General features: G+C 44.5%; 18 protein-coding genes. 7 read left to right on the top strand and 11 right to left on the bottom strand.

The window, feature by feature from the left end; translation table 11 throughout:
• Positions 1-3: 3 nt before the first annotated feature.
• On the bottom strand, positions 4-360 hold the full coding sequence (locus HF638_RS06540) for a MerR family transcriptional regulator (protein WP_076331123.1): 357 nt from the start codon (positions 358-360) through the stop codon (positions 4-6).
• 111 nt (positions 361-471) lie between these two features.
• On the opposite strand from HF638_RS06540, the gene HF638_RS06545 reads away from it, so the two are divergent.
• Entirely contained in the window at positions 472-1245 is a 774-nt protein-coding gene (locus HF638_RS06545) for an SDR family NAD(P)-dependent oxidoreductase (RefSeq protein WP_169479469.1), read from the top strand.
• Positions 1246-1447: 202 nt separating this feature from the next.
• Here HF638_RS06545 and nspC read toward each other — a convergent pair whose 3' ends face one another.
• The 5 genes from nspC to HF638_RS06570 all read right to left on the bottom strand — a co-directional run bounded on the left by nspC (position 1448) and on the right by HF638_RS06570 (position 7351).
• Positions 1448-2575 carry a carboxynorspermidine decarboxylase gene (nspC, locus tag HF638_RS06550; RefSeq protein ID WP_100526213.1) on the bottom strand — a complete coding sequence of 376 codons (1128 nt, stop codon included), beginning with the start codon at positions 2573-2575 and terminating at the stop codon, positions 1448-1450.
• 1 nt (position 2576) lies between these two features.
• Positions 2577-3815, bottom strand: a complete 1239-nt coding sequence (locus HF638_RS06555) for a saccharopine dehydrogenase family protein (RefSeq protein ID WP_017688530.1) — start codon at positions 3813-3815, stop codon at positions 2577-2579.
• Positions 3816-4326: 511 nt separating this feature from the next.
• Positions 4327-4815, bottom strand: a complete 489-nt coding sequence (locus HF638_RS06560) for a nucleoside deaminase (RefSeq protein ID WP_169479470.1) — start codon at positions 4813-4815, stop codon at positions 4327-4329.
• A gap of 164 nt (positions 4816-4979) precedes the next feature.
• A complete protein-coding gene (locus HF638_RS06565) occupies positions 4980-6239 on the bottom strand; it encodes a cytochrome P450 family protein (protein ID WP_169479471.1) in 1260 nt (419 codons plus the stop codon).
• A gap of 218 nt (positions 6240-6457) precedes the next feature.
• Complete coding sequence (locus HF638_RS06570) at positions 6458-7351, bottom strand: TetR/AcrR family transcriptional regulator (protein ID WP_169479472.1); 894 nt, start codon at positions 7349-7351, stop codon at positions 6458-6460.
• A gap of 235 nt (positions 7352-7586) precedes the next feature.
• Between HF638_RS06570 and HF638_RS06575 the strand changes: the two genes are divergently transcribed.
• Positions 7587-8234 (top strand): TetR/AcrR family transcriptional regulator, encoded by a 648-nt coding sequence (locus HF638_RS06575; RefSeq protein WP_169479473.1) that lies wholly within the window; start codon positions 7587-7589, stop codon positions 8232-8234.
• 20 nt (positions 8235-8254) lie between these two features.
• Positions 8255-10579 carry an MMPL family transporter gene (locus HF638_RS06580; protein ID WP_169479474.1) on the top strand — a complete coding sequence of 775 codons (2325 nt, stop codon included), beginning with the start codon at positions 8255-8257 and terminating at the stop codon, positions 10577-10579.
• A 100-nt stretch (positions 10580-10679) separates the two neighbouring features.
• Here HF638_RS06580 and HF638_RS06585 read toward each other — a convergent pair whose 3' ends face one another.
• Both HF638_RS06585 and HF638_RS06590 read right to left on the bottom strand, forming a co-directional pair.
• Positions 10680-11435, bottom strand: a complete 756-nt coding sequence (locus tag HF638_RS06585) for a gamma-glutamyl-gamma-aminobutyrate hydrolase family protein (RefSeq protein WP_169479475.1) — start codon at positions 11433-11435, stop codon at positions 10680-10682.
• Between the two features lie 213 nt (positions 11436-11648).
• Positions 11649-12848 carry an MFS transporter gene (locus HF638_RS06590; protein WP_169479476.1) on the bottom strand — a complete coding sequence of 400 codons (1200 nt, stop codon included), beginning with the start codon at positions 12846-12848 and terminating at the stop codon, positions 11649-11651.
• A 245-nt stretch (positions 12849-13093) separates the two neighbouring features.
• Here HF638_RS06590 and HF638_RS06595 point away from each other — a divergent pair, with 245 nt between their 5' ends.
• Positions 13094-13960 carry an AraC family transcriptional regulator gene (locus HF638_RS06595; protein ID WP_169479477.1) on the top strand — a complete coding sequence of 289 codons (867 nt, stop codon included), beginning with the start codon at positions 13094-13096 and terminating at the stop codon, positions 13958-13960.
• A gap of 81 nt (positions 13961-14041) precedes the next feature.
• On the opposite strand, the gene HF638_RS06600 is transcribed toward HF638_RS06595, so the two are convergent.
• From HF638_RS06600 to HF638_RS06610, 3 genes are all read right to left on the bottom strand, one after another.
• Positions 14042-16027: a methyl-accepting chemotaxis protein gene (locus tag HF638_RS06600; RefSeq protein WP_169479675.1), complete on the bottom strand. Its 1986-nt coding sequence runs from the start codon at positions 16025-16027 to the stop codon at positions 14042-14044.
• A 241-nt stretch (positions 16028-16268) separates the two neighbouring features.
• On the bottom strand, positions 16269-17795 hold the full coding sequence (locus tag HF638_RS28865; protein ID WP_169479478.1) for a response regulator: 1527 nt from the start codon (positions 17793-17795) through the stop codon (positions 16269-16271).
• Positions 17796-17811: 16 nt separating this feature from the next.
• Positions 17812-19575, bottom strand: coding sequence for a sensor histidine kinase (locus HF638_RS06610; RefSeq protein WP_169479479.1), 1764 nt, complete (start codon positions 19573-19575; stop codon positions 17812-17814).
• Between the two features lie 206 nt (positions 19576-19781).
• On the opposite strand from HF638_RS06610, the gene HF638_RS06615 reads away from it, so the two are divergent.
• The 3 genes from HF638_RS06615 (at position 19782) to HF638_RS06625 (ending at position 22870) form a co-directional block, all read left to right on the top strand.
• A complete protein-coding gene (locus tag HF638_RS06615) occupies positions 19782-21095 on the top strand; it encodes an ABC transporter substrate-binding protein (protein WP_169479480.1) in 1314 nt (437 codons plus the stop codon).
• A 70-nt stretch (positions 21096-21165) separates the two neighbouring features.
• Positions 21166-22038, top strand: coding sequence for a carbohydrate ABC transporter permease (locus tag HF638_RS06620; protein WP_169479481.1), 873 nt, complete (start codon positions 21166-21168; stop codon positions 22036-22038).
• A gap of 1 nt (position 22039) precedes the next feature.
• A complete protein-coding gene (locus HF638_RS06625; RefSeq protein ID WP_017688542.1) occupies positions 22040-22870 on the top strand; it encodes a carbohydrate ABC transporter permease in 831 nt (276 codons plus the stop codon).
• Positions 22871-23029 lie beyond the last annotated feature (159 nt).

Here is a 23029-nt window from a genome sequence, read left to right on the forward strand (position 1 = left end):
ACTTCATTGTCCAATGAGCGTTCGATACGACGAAATTTTATGCTCAAGCATCTCATCGGCTGTGTTAAGGATGTGCATCTGTTTTTGGATCGACTCTTTATGCTCCTCCAGCAGCTTCAAACGATCTGCCGCCGTATGCTCTCCTTCCTGAAACAAGGATGCATACTTCTTAATAATAGCAATGGGCATTTGAGTCTCTTTTAATTTGATCACAAATTGCAGCCATTTCAGGTGTGATTCGTTGTATCGCCTGTCTCCACTGGCATCCCGGAGAGGAATCACAATCTGTTCCTTCTCATAATAACGCAACGTATGTGCACTAATATGAAGCAATTCTGCCACTTCACCAATGGTATGCATGGTTAACCTCCTCTCCATTTTCCCGCTTGACTTAGAGTAAGCTCTAATCAGTATAATCAACTCGTGGTCTTATCACAATAAATAATGAAATCAGATCCAGGAGGAATTTCCATGAAATACACAGTGATTACCGGTGCCAGTTCGGGCATTGGATATGAAGCGGCTTTAGCTTTTGCAGCTCGTGGCAAAAATATGATCCTGGCAGCTCGCAGAACCGATGAATTGGACAAGTTAAAAGCAAAAGTAGCTGAAATCAATCCTGATCTGGATGTTGTCATCCGTACAGTAGATCTGTCCATTGCCGCTAATGTGCATGAATTCTATGAAAGTCTCCAGGCTTATTCCATTGAGACGTGGATTAACAACGCAGGATTCGGGAATTTCGCTTCCGTTGGCGAACAACATCTGCCCAAGATTGAGCAGATGCTTCATCTTAATATAGAAGCTCTTACGATTCTTTCTTCCCTGTATGTACGTGATTATGCAGATGTCGATGGCACACAGATCATTAATATCTCGTCTGGTGGAGGATATACAATTGTAGCCGATGCCGTAACCTACTGCGCAACCAAGTTCTATGTAAGTGCCTTTACCGAAGGACTTGCGCAAGAGTTAAAAGGCAAGAACGCAGCGATGCAAGCCAAAGTTCTCGCTCCGGCTGCAACCGAAACGGAATTTGCGAAACATTCCTTTAATGTAGACGAGTTTGAATATGAAGGCAGAGTTCCGAAGTTCCATACGGCGGAACAAATGGCTGGATTTTTGCTTGAGTTGTATGACAGTGAGAGCGTGGTTGGCATTGTGGATGGATTGACGTATGACTTTGAACTAAGAGAACCCATTTTTCCGTACGCTGCGAGAGCAGCCTCTAAACCACAAAATTAATCAACCCGAAACTGAAGTCTAAGCCAAGTAGCCCGGATACGGTTAGACATCATTTAACCTCACTGATAAACATCATCTAATCTAATCGTTAAACATCGTTGAACGTTAAAAAGGGAACCTGTCTCCAGGTTCCCTTCTTTGTATTTATAATCAATGCTATAAATTCAATTCTTTATTATATAACTACTATATAATGAAGTAATTATGCCAGCCTCATTTTGAAATCCTGATACCCGAATTCGCGAACAACTTCGCAATCGCCATCTTTTCGTTTAACAGCAATCGCTGGAAGCGGCATGCCGTTGAACGTGTTGGTTTTTACCATGGAGTAGATCGCCATGTCCTCGAATACCAGACGGTCACCTTCTTGCAAAGGCTGATCGAATGAATAATCCCCAATCACGTCACCGGACAGACAGGTTTGTCCACCAAGGCGATACAAATGCGCCTTCTCGCCCACTTCTCCCGAACCGATCAGCGGCGGGCGATATGGCATTTCCAGCACATCCGGCATATGGCATGTAGCTGAAGTATCCAAAATAGCGATGTCCATGCCATTTTTATGGAAGTCCAGCACCGAAGTCACGAGATAACCCGCGTTCAGCGCAACAGCTTCTCCCGGCTCCAGATATACTTCCAGGCCATAGTCGTTCTGCATACGCTTGATGCAAGCTTCCAACCTTGGAATATCATAATCTTCACGTGTGATATGGTGTCCACCGCCGAAGTTGATCCACTCCATTTGTGGTAGCCATTGTCCGAATTTCTCGACAACTGCATTCAGCGTAGTTTCCAGATCATCCGAATTTTGCTGACACAGCGTGTGGAAGTGTAATCCGGAGACGCCTTCCAACAGGTCTGCATCGAAATCCTCCAGTTTCGCGCCAAAACGCGAACCCGGAGAACACGGATCGTAGATCTCGTGTCCTTCCTGGGTAGAGCATTCAGGGTTGACGCGCAATCCGACCTTACGGCCAGCTTGAAGCGCCTTATCCTTGAATTTCGCAAGTTGCGAAAATGAATTGAAAATAATGTGATCGCAGATGGAGATAATCTCGTCGATCTCTTCTGCGCGGTATGCCGGAGCAAAGACATGATTCTCTTTGCCCATTTCCTCATGGCCCAGACGCGCTTCATACAAACCGCTCGCTGTTGCACCGCTCAGGTATTCTCCAATCAGCGGATACATCGCAGTCATGGAGAATGCTTTTTGAGCGAGCACGATTTTGGCACCTGTACGCTGCATAACACCGTTCAGGATTTTCAGGTTTTTCTCGATAAGCGCCTCGTCAACAACAAAACATGGTGTCGGTAATTGCTCGAACCGCATTTTAACGAACAAGCTCCGATTCTTTAACTTCTTCTGGCAGCTCATCAACGAGTACCGGGTTGAAGTCTTCTACCCATGGGAGGCCCCATTTGTTCAACTCTTCCATGAATGGATCTGGGTTAAACTCTTCTACATTGTATACGCCTGGTTTGTTCCATTTGCCTGTCATGACCATTGCCGCACCAATCATAGCTGGAACGCCTGTTGTGTACGAGATCGCTTGGGAACCCACTTCTTTGTAGCACTCTTGGTGATCACAGATGTTGTATACATAATATGTTTTGTCTTGACCATCTTTTTTGCCTTTGAAAATACAACCGATGTTCGTTTTACCCACAGTACGTGGTCCAAGGGATGCTGGATCCGGCAGAACTGCTTTCAGGAATTGCAGTGGGATAATTTGTTTGCCTTCATATTCGATAGGCTCGATTGAAGTCATGCCTACATTTTCAAGTGCTTTCAAGTGAGTCAGGTAGCTTTGACCAAATGTCATGAAGAAACGAATGCGTTTCAGACCTGGCATGTTTTTAGCCAAAGATTCCAGTTCCTCATGGTACAACAGGTACATGTCTTTCTCGCCAACTTCTTTGAAGTCGTAGACACGTTTGATCTCCATCGGTTTTGTTTCGATCCATTCACCATTCTCCCAGTATCTTCCGTTCGCAGATACTTCGCGAATGTTGATCTCAGGGTTGAAGTTGGTTGCGAACGGATAGCCGTGGTCGCCGCCATTGCAGTCCAGAATGTCGATGTACTCAATTTCGTCAAAGTAGTGCTTGAGGGCATAAGCGGAGAATACGCCAGTCACGCCTGGGTCAAATCCACTTCCGAGCAATGCAGTGATTCCTGCTTGTTCAAAACGCTCTTTGTAATCCCATTGCCAGCTGTATTCAAACTTCGCTGTATCATGTGGCTCATAGTTCGCTGTGTCCATGTAATTTGTTTTAGTTGCAAGGCAAGCATCCATGATGGTCAGATCTTGATACGGCAAAGCAAGGTTCATAACGATATCCGGTTTAACTTCGTTGATCAAAGCGATCAGTTCGTCAACATTATCAGCATCTACTTGTGCTGTTGTAATTTTAGTTTTTCCGCCGTCCAGCTTGGCTTTGAGTTCATCACATTTCGATTTCGTACGACTCGCGATGCAAATTTCCTCAAAAACTTCGCTGTTTTGAACGCATTTGTGTACTGCCACGGAAGCAACGCCGCCGGCGCCGATGATTAGTGCTTTTCCCATTTTACATTCTCCTATCCCAATATGTATTTTTTTTAATTGGATTAATACGGTGACAACAAGACAACAAAAAAAGCAAGGTGAAAAATGCCCGCAATCGCGCATCATCACACTTGCTTGTTGATATACATCATAAAAAGACGTGAAGTCTCCATGACCAAATAAAATTCATAAGAATTCCTTTGGCGGAAAGCTCCTTCATGTATATCAATACTGGATCAGAGTCTATATAGCAAATAATTCGCCTTTACCACTCTTATTGACCGTTTCACAAGTTGATGTGCAATTGCACTGGTTGTAAAGTAACCAACTTATAAAATTTGAGCTTTGAACTCAATCAATAAAGCAACATAAGTTGCCAATCGGCGTTTGACCCGGCTGTCCGTATGGCCTTAACTTCTTGAAGAAGTGGTCAAAATTATCTGCTGGAAAGCTCTAATTAATATTGATAAATCAACTTCCCAAAATCACAGGTCTTACACTATCAGACGTTGAAAAAAAAATCAAGCAATAATTAAAAATTTATTTTTTGTTCAGATGAGGACTCGGAATGAAATTGATATCCTTCGAATACTTTTAATCCTTCTGCGTTAAGCAATTCACCCACTACTTCAGGCTTTTGAGGACTTTTATCGAATACTTCTTCACACGAGATCATGATGTTGCCGCCAGCGATTTTCGCTAATTGATCATGGGATACGCTATACACCAGTCTCCCCAGATTCGACCAAACCATGGCACCGGAACACATCACACACGGTTCACAACTTGTATACAGGGTGTACTCGCTCAGGTCAAACACATGGTGTTCGGAACAATACTTTCGGATAAGTCCGATTTCTGCATGATGTGTGGGATCACAAAAAGTATTGATTTTATTTTCCCCAATCATGACGACCTCTCCATTTTTCACCAGAATGGCTCCGAATGGTTCGTTTCCTTCTTTGCGAGCTTGTAGAGCAATTTCAATCGCTTTATGCATGAATTGTTCATCTTTATTCATAAGGTTTACCTCCACAACAAAAATTATGTACCCCACTTTATCTTTTACATTAAGCAGTGTTCAATCCATTAACATGTTTCTTGTTCATTCCATTCTATCATCATTACCAATAAAGAGTATGACGAAAATTCGTCATACTCTAGTGGGTCACACTAAGTTATCTATTAAAATTTCACTGGCAAAGCTGCCAGTCCCTGTGATGACAAAGCGGCATGCCAATGAATCTCTTCCTGAGGAACACGGAGCTGAAGATCGGGTAGCCGACGTAAAAGCGTAGTAAACGCCACGTCCCCCTCCACACGCGCAAGTGGAGCGCCAAGACACATATGAATACCATGGCCAAAGGCCAAATGCCGTTTTATTTTTCGTTCAATATGCAATTCTTCCGGATCAGTAAATCGGTGCTCGTCCCTGTTCGCTGATTTCAATAGAGGAATCACAACATCTCCCTTTTGAATCGATTGTCCATCCAGTTCCGTGTCCTGTGTTGCATAACGAGGACCAGAAGAAGTGGCGGGTCCATTATAACGTAACAACTCCTCCACCGCAGAAGGAACCAGATTCAGATCTTGTTTCAGTTGTTCCAGTTGTTCGGGATGGGTCAGAAGAAGATAAGAACCGGTTGCAATCAGATTAGAAGTTGTCTCATGTCCAGCAAATATCAATAACGTGATCATGGATATTAATTCATCTTCATTCAATCGATCTCCCTCCTCCTCAATGGCAATTAATTGACTGATGAGGTCATCTGAGGGTTCTACTCGTTTGTTCGCCACAAGCTGTGAGGTGTACTCTGCGAATGCTCGCAAGTGCTGCGCTACTGCAGGGTCCTGTTTACCAAAACCAAGACCTTTCGCAATAGCTTCAGACCATACATGGATTTGAGGTCGGTCTTCCAGAGGTATACCCAGCATCTCGGAAATAACGTTGATTGGGAAAGGATAGGCATAGTCTTTTACAAGATCCATCTCTCCCTTTCCTTCAAATTGGTCAATTAATTCATCGGCAATTTCCTGGACGCGTGGACGCAGACTTTCCATATATCTTGGAGTGAACGCTTTGGACACTAGGCTTCGCAGTCTTCGGTGATCCGGTTCATCGACAAAGAGCATCGACTTTCCGGTAAAAAAGGTCTGGGGTTCCGATGAACCAAGCTCACCTGAGAGATTCTTTCGAATATCATTACCACTATCAATAGAGTTCATATCTACTGTAAATCGAGAATGATCTTTCAACACTTCCATGGCAATGTCCATTCGAGTTACAATCCAGGTTTGCCCTGCACCACCCATCGGATTAGGGATAGGTACAACGGAGCCTTTGGAACGCATCTGTGCAAACATGGCAAATGGATCTTTACTATTTTCTTCGCTAAACAAATTAAATTCTGCTTTTTCTGATGTCTGGTTATTCGAATGATTCATAAAAATCTTCCTTTCGAAGTGAAGTTATTTCAAATCTATGGAAATATATGTTCATTCCGATTATATACTACTCGTATATTTAATTTCAAATCCACTAGATTAAACGGCAGTAAACAACTGTTATACAGGAATTATCCTAATATACGATTAGTATAATAAAGATAATTATAAGTATAAAAATCATAAAAAAGAGGTCGGCTTTTAAGCCAACCCCCATATTAATTACGTTGTTTCAGCAGTTCCAAAAACCACCAGCAAGCTTCAGTGAGTCTATTGGCTTCTGCTTGAAAAGCACTGGATTTGTACTCTTTGTGAAATGCTTGAAGTACAACTTCGATTACGGGAATATTTAAATCCTCTTTATCCTGTAAAAGCGCCAAAAGCCCTTTCGAAAGTTGCTTCAATGGTGCAGATTCTTTGGATTTTTGAACACGCTTGTTGAACTCTTCCAATTCCTCCAACAGAGTGTCAATATCCAGTCCCATATCACGGTTACGCTCATCCGCATTCAGGAAATAGAGAGACTGAAAGTCGAAAATATGTTCATTTCTCTGGTGCATGGTTCTTAATATCACTTCAATGTACGTTAATACTTTGGGAACCACTTCGCTCCATACTGGTTTTTGCGTATTTAGACTTCTCGAAGTGTTGGCAATCTGATGTAATATCCCATAGCACAATATGGCGCCTTCGTTGGCGTACAAGCTGATGTCCTTCCCGTACACCTGAATCAAGCGTGTAGACAGCCAATTTAGCTGAACTGTAGCTAGTTTCGCTGAGTTGATCTCACCGGAGTAAAAGCCCGTCCAATATAATTCCCAGACTCGCTCTTTATTAGGTACAGACATAGGAATCGCAATCTGATCTACGAGCAAGTCATAATCCGATGTGTAATGATTTTGCTCAAGCTCTTTACGAATGAAAACATCCTCTTGCATACGCTGATCAATAATTGAATATAAACAGTCTTCTTTCGAACTGAAGAATTTGTAGAATGTGCCTTTGGATACACCCGATTGATCCAGAATCATCTGGATTGTTGTATTTGCATAGCTATGCTCTAAAAATAGTGCAAGTGCTGTTTCCAATAAACTTTGTTTACGACTACTCATGTCCCGTCATCGCCCCAGGTTTTTCTCTGATTTTAACATTCATTCCCTTGGAGTTGAAGCTTTCATTCGAAGTGTTCGTAACATTAAAATAATTGCACAATGAGTAAATTTGCACATTGGGCAAATTGTTGTTATGATAAATCTCACAATGCGCATGCTTAGTATGTATGCTCATCATAAACATAATTACACCATACTCATTGGCGCTGGAGGTGAACGCATAAAGCGGAGACTAATGATCAAACGAAACTTGCGACATTTGAAAAAAGAAGCAACTGAAAGAGCGCTTGCTGTTGCTGCATTTGAACTTACGCTTGAACATGGCCTTGATGGCTTTACGGTGGAAGATATCGTGCATCAGGTGGGTTGTTCACGTAGAACATTTGCAAACTACTTCACATGTAAAGAAGAAGCCGTAGCAAGAGGCGCAACATCCGTTCAGAATACAACGGAACTCGAAGCTTTACTTACCGAAATGCCCGAGAATGTCTCCTTGCTTGACGTACTGTATGACCTGATCAAGATGCAGCTTACAACAGAACTAATAGGAAGACTTCATCAGCTACTATCGCTATCCCAGACCTATCCCGTGCTTGAACCGCATTACCTTGGAGCCATGCACCGAATGCAGACGCAGGCACAAGAGACTTTATTAGACTTATCTAACGGAAAGCATGACGAGATTTATACTTATCTTCTAATTAATGCAATGTACGGCACCATACTGCCATTAATTGATGGAAGACTCAATGTATTGCTGCCTGGACAAGTCATTACTGAAGATACCAAGCCCGGTGCTGTAACGTTCGATCAATTTTTAGAAACCATGTTTGCTCATTTGCGAACAGGATTCGAACAAGCTAACCATCCACATTCATCTTAGAGGGAGTGTAAAATAGAGAAATGTCTACATTATTATACAGAGTGGGGAAAACCGCTTTTAGCAAACCTGTAACCTTCATCATTGGCTGGGTTTTAATTCTAGGAATTGTCATCTCCATGATCAGCATCAATGGTATTCACATCAGTTCTGAAATGAAGATTGAAGGTACAGAGTCACAGAAGGTTCTGGATCAATTGGCAAAAGAACTGCCAGCCGCCTCCGGCGGTCAAGGAAGTGTTGTCTTCAAAGCATCAGACAACGAGCGGTTGGATACGCCTGAACGTTTGGCGGCCATGATGAAAGGTGTTAATGAAGTTTACGGATTAGACAAAGTCATTAACCCTGCAGACTACGCAGCTGAAGCGGGTAATTCGGGTGCTACGGCGGAAATGGCTCAGAATGCTCAGGCTACTGATATGGCGCAATCCGCAGCAACTACGCCTCCTCCCTATGGACCTTTGATGGTGGATGGTGTTCCTGTACCTGGAATGCTGATCTCTTCGGACGGCAGTATTGCTCTGTTCCAGTTCCAATTTACAATTGAACAATCTGCCATCACGCAAGATGTATTTGATTCCGTTATTCAGTCCGTTATGACAGTAGAGCAAGGAACTAATATTACGGTGTTGCCTGGCGAAACACTCAAAACCGTATCGATTGGAGTCGGCTCAGCAGAGATTGTCGGACTGGTCATTGCTGTCATTGTATTGCTGATCACCCTTGGCTCCGTCGTTGCAGCAGGTCTGCCTCTGATTACTGCACTCCTCGGTGTTGCCATTGGAGTTGGTGGTGCGTTCTCGATCTCCAAATTCATTGAAATGCCTAGTGTCACTTCCGTACTGGCTCTCATGGTTGGATTGGCTGTCGGAATCGACTATGCGCTCTTCATTGTCAATCGCCAGCGTCGAATGATTATTGATCAAGGCTTGAGTGCAAAAGAAGCAACAGCAAGAGCCATTGGCACATCGGGCAGTGCAGTATTTTTTGCCGGATTAACCGTCATTATTGCACTGTGCGGTATGCTTGTCATCGGTCTTACATTCTTGTCTACGATGGCTTTGGTCGCAGCTGCCACCGTGCTCATTAACGTATTCGTTGCTTTAACCCTGCTGCCAGCTTTACTGGGATTGGTAGGAGAACGCATCTGTTCCGCCAAAGCTCGTGAAAAGAGCGCGAAACAGCCTAAAGCCGCTAGCAACGGAGTCGCGGATAAATGGGTGAAATTCGTTATCAAGAATCGTTGGGCTACCATTATCGCCATCATCGTCATTCTTGGTTTTGCGGCGACACCGATCGCGAAAATGGAAATGGGTATCCCTGGTGCTTCCTCAGCGAATCTCGATACGGACGCAAGACAGAGCTATGATGCCATCTCGGAAGGTTTCGGAGAAGGATTCAACGGACCACTTATTCTGGTCGCAGAGCCTAATCAATCTTCCGCAAAAGTTACCCCTGAACTCTTGGGTGGTCTGGTGATGGAGCTTCAAGGTCAAAACAACGTTGCACAGGTTACACCGCTTGGGATGACAGAAGATTTGGCGATCTTTAGTCTCATTCCAAAAACGGGTCCTAACGATGCTCTCACTAAAACACTGGTCACTGATCTGCGCTCGGCCGATTCCGGCATCGCACAGACCTATGATGTGAAGCTTGGGGTTACTGGACTTACGGCTGTTAACATCGATATGTCAGCCAAACTGGCGCAGGTGTTCCCTATTTATGTAGGCATTATCATCCTGTTGTCACTGATCATCCTGTTACTCGTATTCCGTTCGATCATCGTTCCTATCAAAGCAACGATTGGTTTCCTGCTTAGTATCCTGGCTACATTCGGAATCACGACTGCTGTATTCCAATGGGGCTGGTTGCATTCGCTCTTTGGTTTCGATACCGGTGGCCCGCTGCTGAGCTTTATGCCGATTATCGTGACAGGTATCCTGTACGGCCTCGCGATGGACTATCAGGTCTTCCTGGTTAGTTCCATGCGGGAATCTTATGTTCATGGTCAACGCGGAACCGAATCCGTCGTTCATGGGTACAACCAGGTAAGTCGTGTGGTCGTTGCCGCAGCGGTGATCATGGTCTCTGTATTCGCAGGATTCATCTTCACCGATGATGTCATGATCAAGCAGATTGGTTTCACCTTGGCGGTAGGTATTCTGATTGATGCTTTCATCATCCGCATGGGCTTGGTCCCTGCCATCATGGCTATTTTCGGAGACAAAGCTTGGGCACTTCCGAAATGGCTGGATCGCATTCTGCCGAACCTGGATGTTGAAGGCGAGAAGCTGATTGCTTCCCTTCATGCAGAAGAGCACGCCAACACCAAGTCTGGATTAAAATAATCCTGCTCATATAATGGTGATATCACGACTACATTCACCAACGCAAAGACCTCCTCAGTTTTTATAAACAGGAGGTCTTTTTTTCTGTTCCAAATCTTTCTTATGCCGTTATGTCTTCAATATGGATATTATAGCGTGGGGATGTAGCAGCATTAACAAACGCCGCAAATAACTTCTGACTGTAGTCATCTACTTTGTAGCTGTACTCTGGGTGCCACTGCACGCCCAAAACAAATGAACAGTTCGGCATAACCACCGACTCAACGAGTCCATCCTCAGCCACTGCCACGGCAGTTAACTTATCCGATAACATCTTAATGCCCTGATGGTGATAGCTGTTTACTTGTATCGTATCGGTTTGCAAGATATCGTATAACAGATTATTTTGCTCAATATGTACATCATGTACAAGATTCGTATAGGGCGGACTTTGCTTATGAGTAACGATCTTGTTCACATGAAGTTGAAGGCTCGTTGGAATGTCTTGATACAACGTTCCACCCAAAATAACGTTAAATAGTTGTAGTCCACGGCATATGCCAAACGCAGGCTTATCAAGCTCAATCACCTTTTGTAACAGATTCGACTCCATAATATCGCGTTCAATACACAACTCCCCACAAGCAACCTCTGCATGCTCATGATAGAGCTCAGGATTGAGATCGTGTCCCCCTGTGAACAGGAACCCATCGAACTCATCAGCCAGAGTTGCTATGATCTCGATATCCGTTGTCAAAGGCAGCATCATTGGAATCCCACCGGCTTCCTCTATGGCGTTCATATAATTTGGAAGCATCCAGTAACTTTTTTTGTCTGTATCATATAAAGGCAGAACACCGATCATCGGCTTTTTCATGGGTTCCCCTCCTATCTTTTCATTCATTTTATCAGATCTCTTCATATACAAATTCACTGAATTATTGCATTTTCCTACCTTTATAATCTGCGAACCCGTTACATCCGGAGTGCTGGAAAACTAAAAACAAACAAAGCCGCTATAACAGCGACTTTGTTTGTAGTTCAAATACCATGTATATGCATTCATCGATTAGTCTGAAAATCATCTTATCTAGGCCGCCTTTACAGCGGCTGCTTCGTCTGAATTCAATTGGATGGAACGCTGGCATATTTGCGTAATGACAAAAGCAAGCAACGCAAGTATTACAGCCACTGGAGGCACCCACTGTACACCACCCATATTGACGGCAATCCCGCCGACACCGGAGCCTAGTGCTATACCCACGTTGGCTGCCACAGGCAGGAGTGTAGATGCGAATGCTTTGGACCCCGGCGCGATCGCTCCAGACACATCAAACAAATATAACTGGGATGCCGCGCTCATGGAAGATGACACACATCCAATCAGGAATAGAAATGCCAAGCCGACCCACAGATTGGAAACGGCAAAACTCATGCCCAGGAAGAGGATCGCTTGGATTACGAAAAGCCGCTTGAGCTTGGGCAGGAAGTCTCCCTTGGCTATTTTGGCACCAATCCAGTTACTCAGGATGCTGCAGGCGCCATAGATCAGGAGTATGGCACTAATCCAACGTACTGGCACGCCCATTGTCTCACTAAGGAGTGGCGTAATGTACGTAAAAACGACGAAAATACAGCTGTTTCCCAGTACCGGGATTAGACAGGCCAGCAATATCCGCGGTTTTAAAAAGAGAGACATCTGATCACTGAACGAACCGGCAATCGTTGGCGTTCGGCGTGGCAGAATACGAAACATGAATACCAACGGCACAACACCAATGCATGCCGTAACGACAAACGTCATGGACCAGCTCAGATGTTGTCCGATAAATGTACCGAGCGGAACACCTAGCACATTCGCAATAGAAAATCCGCCCAAAATCCAGGCGATGGCTTCCCCTCTTCGCTCCCGGTTCACTGCGTCGCTTACGATCGAGATCGAAAGCGATATCGTAAGTCCACAAGCAACGGCCGAAACGATGCGAATGGCCATTAGAGAATAGAACGTTGTTGAGAACACGGTCAACAGATTTAATGCTAATACGATCCCGAATCCAATCAATATGGAACTTCTTCTGGATATTTTAGCCAAGAAGGCCACGGCAAATGGTGTACCCACTGCGTATGCAATCGCAAAACCGGAGACAAGCATTCCCGCGGCAGCAAGTGATACTTTCATGTAACTTTCAATTTCCTTCAACACACCCACGATAACATACTCGGTTGTTCCCAATACAAAGCTGACAAGCGTAAGCGTTAAAATAAGTAGGTTCTCTCTATTTCTAGTCATAAATCAATACTCACGATTCCTTTCTATTGTTGCAAGCGCTTCAATTCTGTCTACCATCATTAATTCATGTATTTTCTGCTTTCCCATCCCTCCACTTTCGATATATAGTACATTTTGGATAGTGAAATTGTACTGTCAGATATGCCATGACGACAATCAAGGTTGTTGTGGTTTTGTTGCAAAACATTATGTATGTTGTCATTTCAGCACAGATTATCATTATAGATTCTGAAGGGAAGACATAGATGAATACACACCACGAATCCGGCCAACTGCATGAAAATGGAGATTGCACCATTATTTATGTAGGAAAGCTGGCCGACAATCCCCATTGGAGCTTTCCGACTCACAAACATGACGATCTGCATGAGATTATCTACGTAACTGAAGGCAAAGGATTGTTTACCATTGACGGCACCAAACACTGGGCTCAAAAAGGCGATATGCTCATTTATAACAAGGGTACTCTTCACGAGGAGAAGTCCAATCCTGAATTCCCTTTATCCACCTTTTATTGTGGGTTTCGTTTTACAGAAGGTACCCACGAGGATTGGGTCATCCCTCCCTCTAACGAGCCGATTATTCGAGCCAACCGATATTCCGATGAACTCCATTCGTTAATGCAGACTCTCTTCAATGAATTTTCAATCCGGGAACATGGATACGAGTCGATCTCTGGGCATGTGTTGAAAGCTATACTTCTGATCATTGATCGGCTGTCCCGTCAGCAGCTTCCTGATGGAGAGAGTGTCCGGAGCAATTCCCTAGCTGAGAGCATTAAGGACTATTTGGATACCAACTATCGGCAAAACATTAAACTCAAGGAATTGGCAGATCAATTTCATATCGATTTTTATTACTTAATTCATATGTATAAAAATCACTATGGCACATCGCCTTATCACTACCTGATTCAACGAAGAATGGGTGAAGCCACTCGATTATTAGTCTCAACCAACAAAAAGATATGGGAAATAGCCAAATTGGTCGGTTACGATAACCCCAATTACTTTACGATTTTATTTACCAAAACCGTCGGTGAATCACCGCGCAGTTTCCGAAAAAAGAATCAAAAGGATATGTTTGGGGATGAGGCGTCACATTCTTACTAATCTTACTAAGCGCAAAAAAAGCGCTCCGTTTGGGAGCGCCTTGGCGTTACACGTTTTCTTACACACTTACATACATCTACTCTAGAGCTTAAACCGGCGAACCAATTCTTGCATGTTCTCAGCTGTTTTGGATAGTTGTGCAGATGATGCGGATATCTCCTGCATCGCCGCCATTTGCTCTTGGGCTGCTGCTGAAGTCGTCTGGGCACTGTCAGCCGACACTTTAGAGATATGACTCATCGCGGCAACGGTAGCCGAGACTTCTTCCGTACTGGCTGACAGCTGTTCTGAGACAGCGGAAATATCCTGAATTTGATCCACGATATGCGTTGTATATTGTTCAATGTTGGATATGGTTGCAGAAGCTTCTTGGCTGATCCGCATTCCTTCACCAACTTGATTACGAACTTTATCATTCATAAGGGACGTGGATTTCGCAATCAGATCGAGCATTTTACCAATGGTTGCGCCAATCTCATCCGCGCTTTGTTTGGATTGCATGGATAACGTGCGTACCTCGCCTGCAACAACAGCAAACCCTTTTCCGTGTTCTCCTGCTCTTGATGCTTCAATAGAAGCATTCAGTGACAGAAGATTAGTTTGCCGAGAGATATCCGCAATCGCTGCATTCATACGATTGGCTTCGGCGGATAGACTGGACAGCTCGTTAATCAGTGCCGAGGTTTCTTCAACAGCTCCGAGAATATGTTCCATTTGTTCTCCGACCTGGTTTATGGTTTTGCCACCGTTAGCGACAGCGCGCTCCGTCTCTTCAGCCGAATCCACAATCGCACTCGCAGATTCTGCGATTGTACCGATGCCTCTGGCCATCTCTTCGACTGCATTTGCTGTCTGTTCGGAATTTTCCGCCCCAATGATAGCTGATTCGGCAGTCTGTTGCATGGTTTCAGCCACATGTTGAACCGATTGAGTCGTTTGTTCTGTGCTCTCCTGAATCATTTGTGAAGAATGGCTTAACAACGATGATGTCTGATGAAGTTCAGCAACCACCGATTGAAGGGAACTGGTCATTTGATCAAAATCATTTGCCAACATACCAAATTCGTTTTCGGTTTTAAGATTCACTCGTTCGGACAGATTCCCTTCGCTTACGCTGCGGGTGGCCTTTCGCAGTTTTTGCATAGGTACGATAAAAGATCGCAGAATAAAGAATATGATTACTGCTGCAATCAATACAGATATAGCAATGACGGTTAGACTCGATACCATAATAGGTTTCGCTGCGGCGATAAAGTCTTCATGCCCCATCAAAGCAATGACATTCCAACCGGTCAACGCATTAACACCGTTATAAACCTCCAAATCATACGCCAGATCCGTTCTAACAAATTGGAAGAATGCCATCGGTTCATCGGAACTTGAAGCTGTATTCGGATGGACTGGAATTCCCTCGATGAGTGCTCCGCCGAGCTCTCCTCCCCCACCTTTTACAATGGCACCGGACCAAGCTGCAATTGTTCGATTGGAGTCCACCGCAATCAGACTTCCATTGCCTCCTACATCCACATTCGATATTTCATTTGCTAATCGCTCCAGATCAAGTTTAATACTTGCTACACCTTGTTCATTCGACAGAGCTTTTGAAATCTCTACATAAATCTTCCCGGATCCCGGATCTTTCATAATACTCGAAAAATAGAGTGATCCATTGTTACTTCCACCATTGGCATACCATTCTGTGCTGCGCGGATCGTATGTTGCATCCGCTATTGCTGGAGATGAAATAACACCGCCTTGGTCGTTGCCTATGGTTATGCCCAGAATATCTGGATATGTATCAGTTAATTGGTCGATTCCTACTTGTACCGCTTCATTGTTCGCCTGACTGGCAGCGGAGCCATACATGCTGTCGATATAACTCAATAATTCTGCTTTTTCCCCGACCAGATTGTTAATGTGCTGCCCTGTCATGGTTAAAATGGTATTGATGGGATCTGTCATTTTTTGTTGTACCTGATTTTTGGCACTATCATATGAAAAATATCCGATAAGTGCAGTTGGGATGATAAGTACCGTAAGGAAAGCTGCAATTAGTCTGGTGCTCATCAAACGTAAAACGGTTCCTCCTTTCTTCAAAAATGAACTTTCTTTCTTTACCTTTTTCAAATGAATCGCCCTCTCTTTATTCATTTTGGTAGAATCAATCAGCAAGTAAACGCAAAAAAACCCATATATACACACACCCAAAGAAACGTTGAGCATGTATATACATAGGTATTGCCTGAATGAATTCAGTAACAAGCCGTATTTGTTTTGTATTATACCATAGATAAAAAGGGTTTGTTAGCTATGATTGGGTCTTACTACCAGACATCTGTTGTTTATATTCCGTAGGACTTTGCCCCGTATATTCCTTGAACACCTTCGAGAAATAATGCTGATCACTGAACGACAGCAGATCGGATACTTCCTTGAATTTCATGTCCGGTTGACTTCCCATCAGTCTGCAGGCTTCTTGAATGCGAAGCTGGGTGTAATACTGAACAAACGTAATTTGCGTTGCATTTTTGATCACTCTGCTGACATACGACGGGCTAACGTGAAATTTCATGGCAATGTCGTTGATTGACAATGGAGAGTATTTATTCAGTTTTACATAATCGTCAATCTGCTCGAACAGGATCGCCTTACTTTTTCGAACGTGGGATTGCAGCATATCGAAGCACTGTCCCGTCCATTCCGTCAGTTCCCGGCAAAAATCATCGTAGGAATGTGCCTGAGCGAATTGTCTTGCTCGAAGCTCCAGACCCAATCTCATGCCCGACCCCTGTTCCTCGTACAGATGAGCGAACGTGTCTACAATCAATCCGATAAACCGCTCCACCTCGGTCATATGTACATTTCCCTCTGCCCAGCGATTCAGCAATTCGGATAGCTTGAGCGTAAATCGTTCTTTCTGACGAGCCTGTATCATCTGTACAAAAGCAGATTCCAGCACCGAATCCAGACAGCCTGTCTCGGATCTGGCCATCGACACCGGATTCCCAGTATCCAGCGCTAATCCTTGTTTCAACCGTTGCTGTCCAGACACAATGGACGACATGCGGTGATAGAGTTCTGGCAGATTACCAGACTCAGCGTACAGCAATTGTCCTCCAATTATCCCATCATAGTCATGTGCAAGCAGATGCCGACGCAACGATTCAAGACATTCATGTACGGAAGAGTACAAGTCGAGTGCACTCTTGTTGACGAAAGCGACAAATTGATACGGGGTTTGACTGGTGTATACTCGACATGCATGGGATGTAAAAAAATCCTGCATTACAGCTTCATACTCCACCTGTACCCATCGTTCATGTCCTGCGGTGAAGGGCTGTTTGTTCATAATGATCATCATCTGGCTGAAAAAAGGCGGAAACGTCTCCCCTTGTTTCAGTGCAGTTTCACATTGGGGATGAATGATTTCCTGCAAATCCAGCAAGTCCTTGGACATCTGTTGATCAAATTGGTCAATTACCCGACCCATGACCTCTTCCAGTGCCTCTCGCTCCACAGGTTTTAGCAAATAGTCAAATACTTTCAGGTTCAATGCTTTTCTAGTGTATTCAAAATCGCTATAACCGCTAATCAGAATGACCTTCAGCTCTGGGTTGGCAAGCTTGGCTTGCTCTATCAGGGATAAGCCATCCATTTTCGGCATTCGAATATCGGTCAACAGCAGATCAATCGGTTCCTGCTTTAACGCTGCCAAGGCTTCTTCCCCATTCGTTGCCGTAGCCGCTACGCGAATCGGAAAGTTGAGTGTTTCCAAGAGCATTTTAATATTACGTAATATCGGTTTGCTATCCTCAACGATGATAACGTTATACACCGTCTGTACCTCCTTGCTAATAAAAATCTCTCGTCAGTGAGCCGATGATCTGAATCGTTGCTCCATGTTCCTCTTCCGTATGATTATTAAATATATTAATAAAGAGCCGGTTGTTATACATTAATTTGAGTCGATTGACACTGTTGATAATGCCCATGTTACCAAGGGCTGTGGCACGATCGGCAGTCTGGTTCATTCCGGTTCCCGATTTCTGAATATTGGCTAAAATCTCCTGAATCTTACCCGGTGGAAAGCCTTCCCCGTTATCCTTGATCTCCAAAGCCCATAATCCGTTATATTGCTTCACGGTAATCTGGATACGCCAAGGCGGCGCAGTGTTGGCAAAGGCATGTTCAATGCAGTTTTCCACAAATGGCTGAATGACCAAACGAGGCAACCGGATTTCGTTCGCCAACTCATCCGCACAGATGTCCCACTCCAGATCCTCTTCGTACTTTTGTTGTACAAGAGACAAATAATGTCTCGTATGTTGAAGCTCCTCAGCCAAGGTCACATGTGCGTATGGTGAAGAGACAATATAACGCAGACTGTCCGAGAGATGTTTGCACATATCCGATACGACTTGGGTCTTCCCTTCTTGCGCAGCAATACTAATTAGATATAGAACGTTATGAATAAAATGAGGAGCAATCTGGGCTTGCAGCGCCGAATTACGAGCCTTTACTTCTTCATGAAGTGCTGATTTTTCACGGTCAATGGATTGCTGTAGCCGCTCCATCAGATCCTGAAAGGCTTCATTCAGCAATAACAGATCATTATTCTTCGGCGTTTCATCCACTTTCAGATTCATATTGCTATAGTTCATACGCCAGATCTGGCTGCGTAGCTTGCGGATAGGCAGCAGCAGGTTACGTGTCGACAAGAATATATACACAAATGAAACCAGCATCAGTGCCGTAATCAGCAGAATGGACATCGTCTGAACTGAATGGATCGAGCCCAGCACGGATTTTTTGGGTGTCATGATGTACGTGATCCAACCTGTACTGGGTGATATAGAATGCGTGATATAATTGTCGTCTTTGTCGACCACCAGTCCCTCGTCTGATGTAGGCTTCGACCAATTAGCAAATGTCACACCCGCTTCCGAGCCTGTCATCTGCTCCCCTTGTTCATTCAGAATATAGACATCACCTGCAGTTATGCCTTCCGTTAGGTTCTGTATATAGGCCTGTTCCATCTGAATACTTAGGTATCCATACACCTTGCCGTTCTGATCATTAATTGTACGAACAAAGGAAATGGTATCGGCTTGCCGCAACAGAACAAAACCGCTTTCCGTCCATTCCCGCCCGATCTGGCTACTCTTCATCATGGTGTTCAAAATCGCCGGAGGATTGCCCGAACCCAGATATGACGTCAGGAGAACGCCTTGCTTGTCATAGATGGACATGTCCATGATATTCATACTGGGCCCGATGGCCTGAAACATGATGTCTTTGATGATCCGAATCTGCTTCAGCCTTTCATAATTACTATGAGCTGAGGAGCTCTTGTCCATGGCTGCGAAAATATCCTTGCTGGACAATATTCGCTGTGACATTTGGTTCTGTTGTTCTACGTATAGATCAACCTGCTCTCTCACCTTCGTAGCAGTCACAAGCGTATCCTGCTCCGTTTTCAGTTTGAGCGGGCGAATAACAATCACATTTACATACACGATAAAACAGCCCAACACAAACAAAAGCAGAGCAAGAAACGTCAAAAACACCTTCGTCTGCAAACTGAATTGAGTTGCCTTATGTATGAGCTTCGCCATTCTCTGAGGTCCCCTCCTGTTCCGACATGATGTGAAATCCCTTACATTCATGTCTACTCTATCACGGTACTCCGTGAAATGATAGCGATTTCAAGTTCAGAATTTTACACATCAACGTTCAAGCACAGACATGTACCGGGGAGACAAAAGAATCTATAATCGGACTTGTAAACGGATTCACTACACGTTTTAGAGGGGGATTTGCATTGAAAACAATAAAAAGAAAAAAGGCGATTTCCATTATTCTGGCCAGTTTATTATCCATCTCGTTAACCGCTTGTGGATCAGGAGGCACAGATTCCGGTACAGCTGCTGGCGGGGACAGTAAGGGTGGCAAAGTCACACTGGAGCTGGCGATCTCTAAAAGTTCTCAGGACTCTGCCTTCATTCAGCAAGACATTCTCGATGCATTCGAAAAACAAACGAATATTCGCGTTAATTTGCAGCTGATTCCAGCCGAACAAACGACGACGGTACTTCAAACCAAGCTGGCTGTAGATGAAACACCTGACATTATTCAGTACAACCTGGCGAGCGCAGTCACGGACCTTAACCTTGAACGTAATTTCGAGATTCTGGATAGCGAGCCTTGGGCGAGCAGAATTGTGAACAAAGACGTCCTCTCTTCTGGTGGACACCTCTACAGCTTCCATGTCAGCCAAGATACCGGGATGCAAGGGGTCGTTTATAACAAACAAATCTTTGAAGAACTCGGGTTGTCTCTTCCAACGAACTACGAAGAATTCTTGGCGATCTGTGAAAAAATTAAAGCGAGTGGCATTACACCTGTATTCATGCCTTACAAAGATGCTTGGGCTGCCAACATCTGGCCTGCAGCGGCTTTTGCCGATTTTGTAGCCAAAAATGAACCAACGTTTTTCGATGACTTGAACAGCAACAAGAAAAAATGGTCCGACATTCCGGAATTCAAAACATTCCTCGAACAACAGTATGAAGTGTATACCAAAGGGTACACCAACACCGATGTACTTAGTGACAGCTACGACATGGCCGTAGGTAAATTCCTGAACAAGGAAGTTGCCATGATGTTTATGGGCGATTGGTTGATTGAAGGCGTGGCTGAGCAAGATCCAAGCATGGAACTGGGCGTATTCCCGATCCCATCGGCAGACAATGCCAGTCTGGGTGCAAGTCCACTCGGCGGACAACTGTTCATTCCGAAGAAGTCCAAACATTTGGAAGAAGCCAAACAGTTCCTGGACTACATCGCTTCCAAGGAAGTTGCGCAACAGATCGTGGACTCCAAAGGTTATGTATCCAATTTCAGTGACGTCACAACACCGGAATTACCCGCTTACAAGCAGGATATTGTAGACAACTATATTACGCCGAAGAAAACGGTACTAACAACGGACGCATTCATGTTAGTCGACCGCAGTGAACTGTACCGGTTGTTACAGGATCAATTTGCAGGTGGATTGTCACCGGAAGAAGTACTGAAATCCTGGGATGAGAAGTTCAGTCAGCTGATGCAGGATAAAGGTGTAGCTGGTTTCTAAAAGAGTGAAATACAAGGGCAGCATAACATGGACGAACGTTATGCTGCCTAGCTATAACGGAGTGTGAGACATGAAAAGGACTAAAAATTTGTATTCGTATTACATGATATTTCCCGCACTGATTATCTACTCCATCTTTTTCGTTGTGCCTGCTCTCGCCGCTTTCTATTACTCATTCACGGATTGGCGATTGGATCGGCTGGAGCTGAAGTTTATCGGGTGGGATAACTTCAAGAAAATTTTCTCGGACAAAACGCTTATACTGGCGTTGCAAAACACGGCGATATTTGCGATCGTCACTGTAGTTGGCAAAAACGTTATCGGTCTATTGCTGGCTGTAGGACTTAACATGCGTTTAAGAACGAAGAACCTTCTGCGTGCGATTTTCTACTCCCCTTCCATTCTCAGCATACTTGTGATCAGCATTCTGTTCACTCCCATGTTGCGTACCGAAGGTACGATTAACAATTTATTGGAATCTGTTGGGTTACATTCGTTAAGCCAAGCTTGGCTGACCAACCCATCCATTGTCATCTGGACGATTGCTATCGTCTCGATCTGGCAGAGTGCCGGGTTCCAGATGGCCATCTATCTGGCGGGCCTGCAGTCCATTTCTCAAGAATATTACGAAGCAGCCAAGATTGATGGCGCAAGTTCGTGGAGAAGTTTTTTCAAAATCACACTACCACTCTTACTGCCCGCCATTAACATTAACCTCATGCTGACATTGATCGGTGGACTCAAAGTATTCTCCGAAGTATATGTTATGACCGGTGGTGGCCCGGGTAACGCTTCCCAGGTCGTGGGTACGATCATTCTGCGATCTTTCGGCGAAGGCAACTGGGGACTCGGTACCGCGGTCAACACCCTTCTGTTCGTGGTCGTTACCATTATTGCTATACCGCTATTGATCTTCATGCGGCGTAAGGAGGTTACGGAATAACATGGGCTATACACGCAAACTCGCCATCCGCAACTATATCGTGGAAGGTTTCCTGATTCTGGCCTCCCTTATCGTTCTGTTGCCGCTTGTCATTCTGATCTTTGGTTCATTCAAAACTAGCGCCGAAGTGCTCAGCTTCTCCCTGAGTTTCCCTGAAACATGGCAGTTCTCGAACTATGTTCGTGTCTTCCAGGAAGGTGGACTGTCGCGAGCGTTCTTCAACAGCATTTTGATTACTGGCGTATCGTCCATCATTAATATCGTTGCCTCTTCGGCAGCAGCATTCATTCTGGCACGTCGGGAAACCAAACTATCCGGCACAATCTACATGTATTTCTTCATGGGGCTGATTGCGCCAATGTCGATTATTACGACCATACGGGTCGTACAGGGTTTAGGATTCTACGGCAGCATCACAAGTGTCATCCTGATCTACGCCGCGCTGAATACGGCCTTCAGTGTATTCTTGTATAGTGGGTTCATCAAAACCATTCCACGAGCGCTGGACGAAGTAGCATTTCTGGAAGGTGCAAGTGTGTTCGGGGTGTTTTTCCGCATCGTCACACCCCTCATCCTGCCCGTTAACGCAACGGTAGCGATCATGGTGTTCATGTCCGTCTGGAATGACATCACGATTCCGGTGTACTTCCTGACCGACAGTTCCACCTGGACGATGCCACTATCGATCTACAATTTTTACGGCAAATATAGCCGGGACTGGAACCTGATCTTCGCCAATCTCGTGCTCACTTCGCTGCCTGTATTTATCCTGTATCTGTTCGGGCAAAAATATATCGTCAGCGGCCTCACTGCCGGTGCAGTTAAAGGATAAACCTTATATTATCGCGTAACTCTGATGCGTTTAGAGGAATCCGAGGGAATTCTTAAGCATTTTAAAAATGCTTCAAGATAGACTTAAAGACCCACCTTAGTCGGTGGGTCTTTTTCATTGTCTTTTCTTTCTCTGTTCTACAATAAAATTTTACAACAA

This window comes from Paenibacillus sp. SZ31, from assembly GCF_012912005.1.
GTDB lineage: Bacteria > Bacillota > Bacilli > Paenibacillales > Paenibacillaceae > Paenibacillus.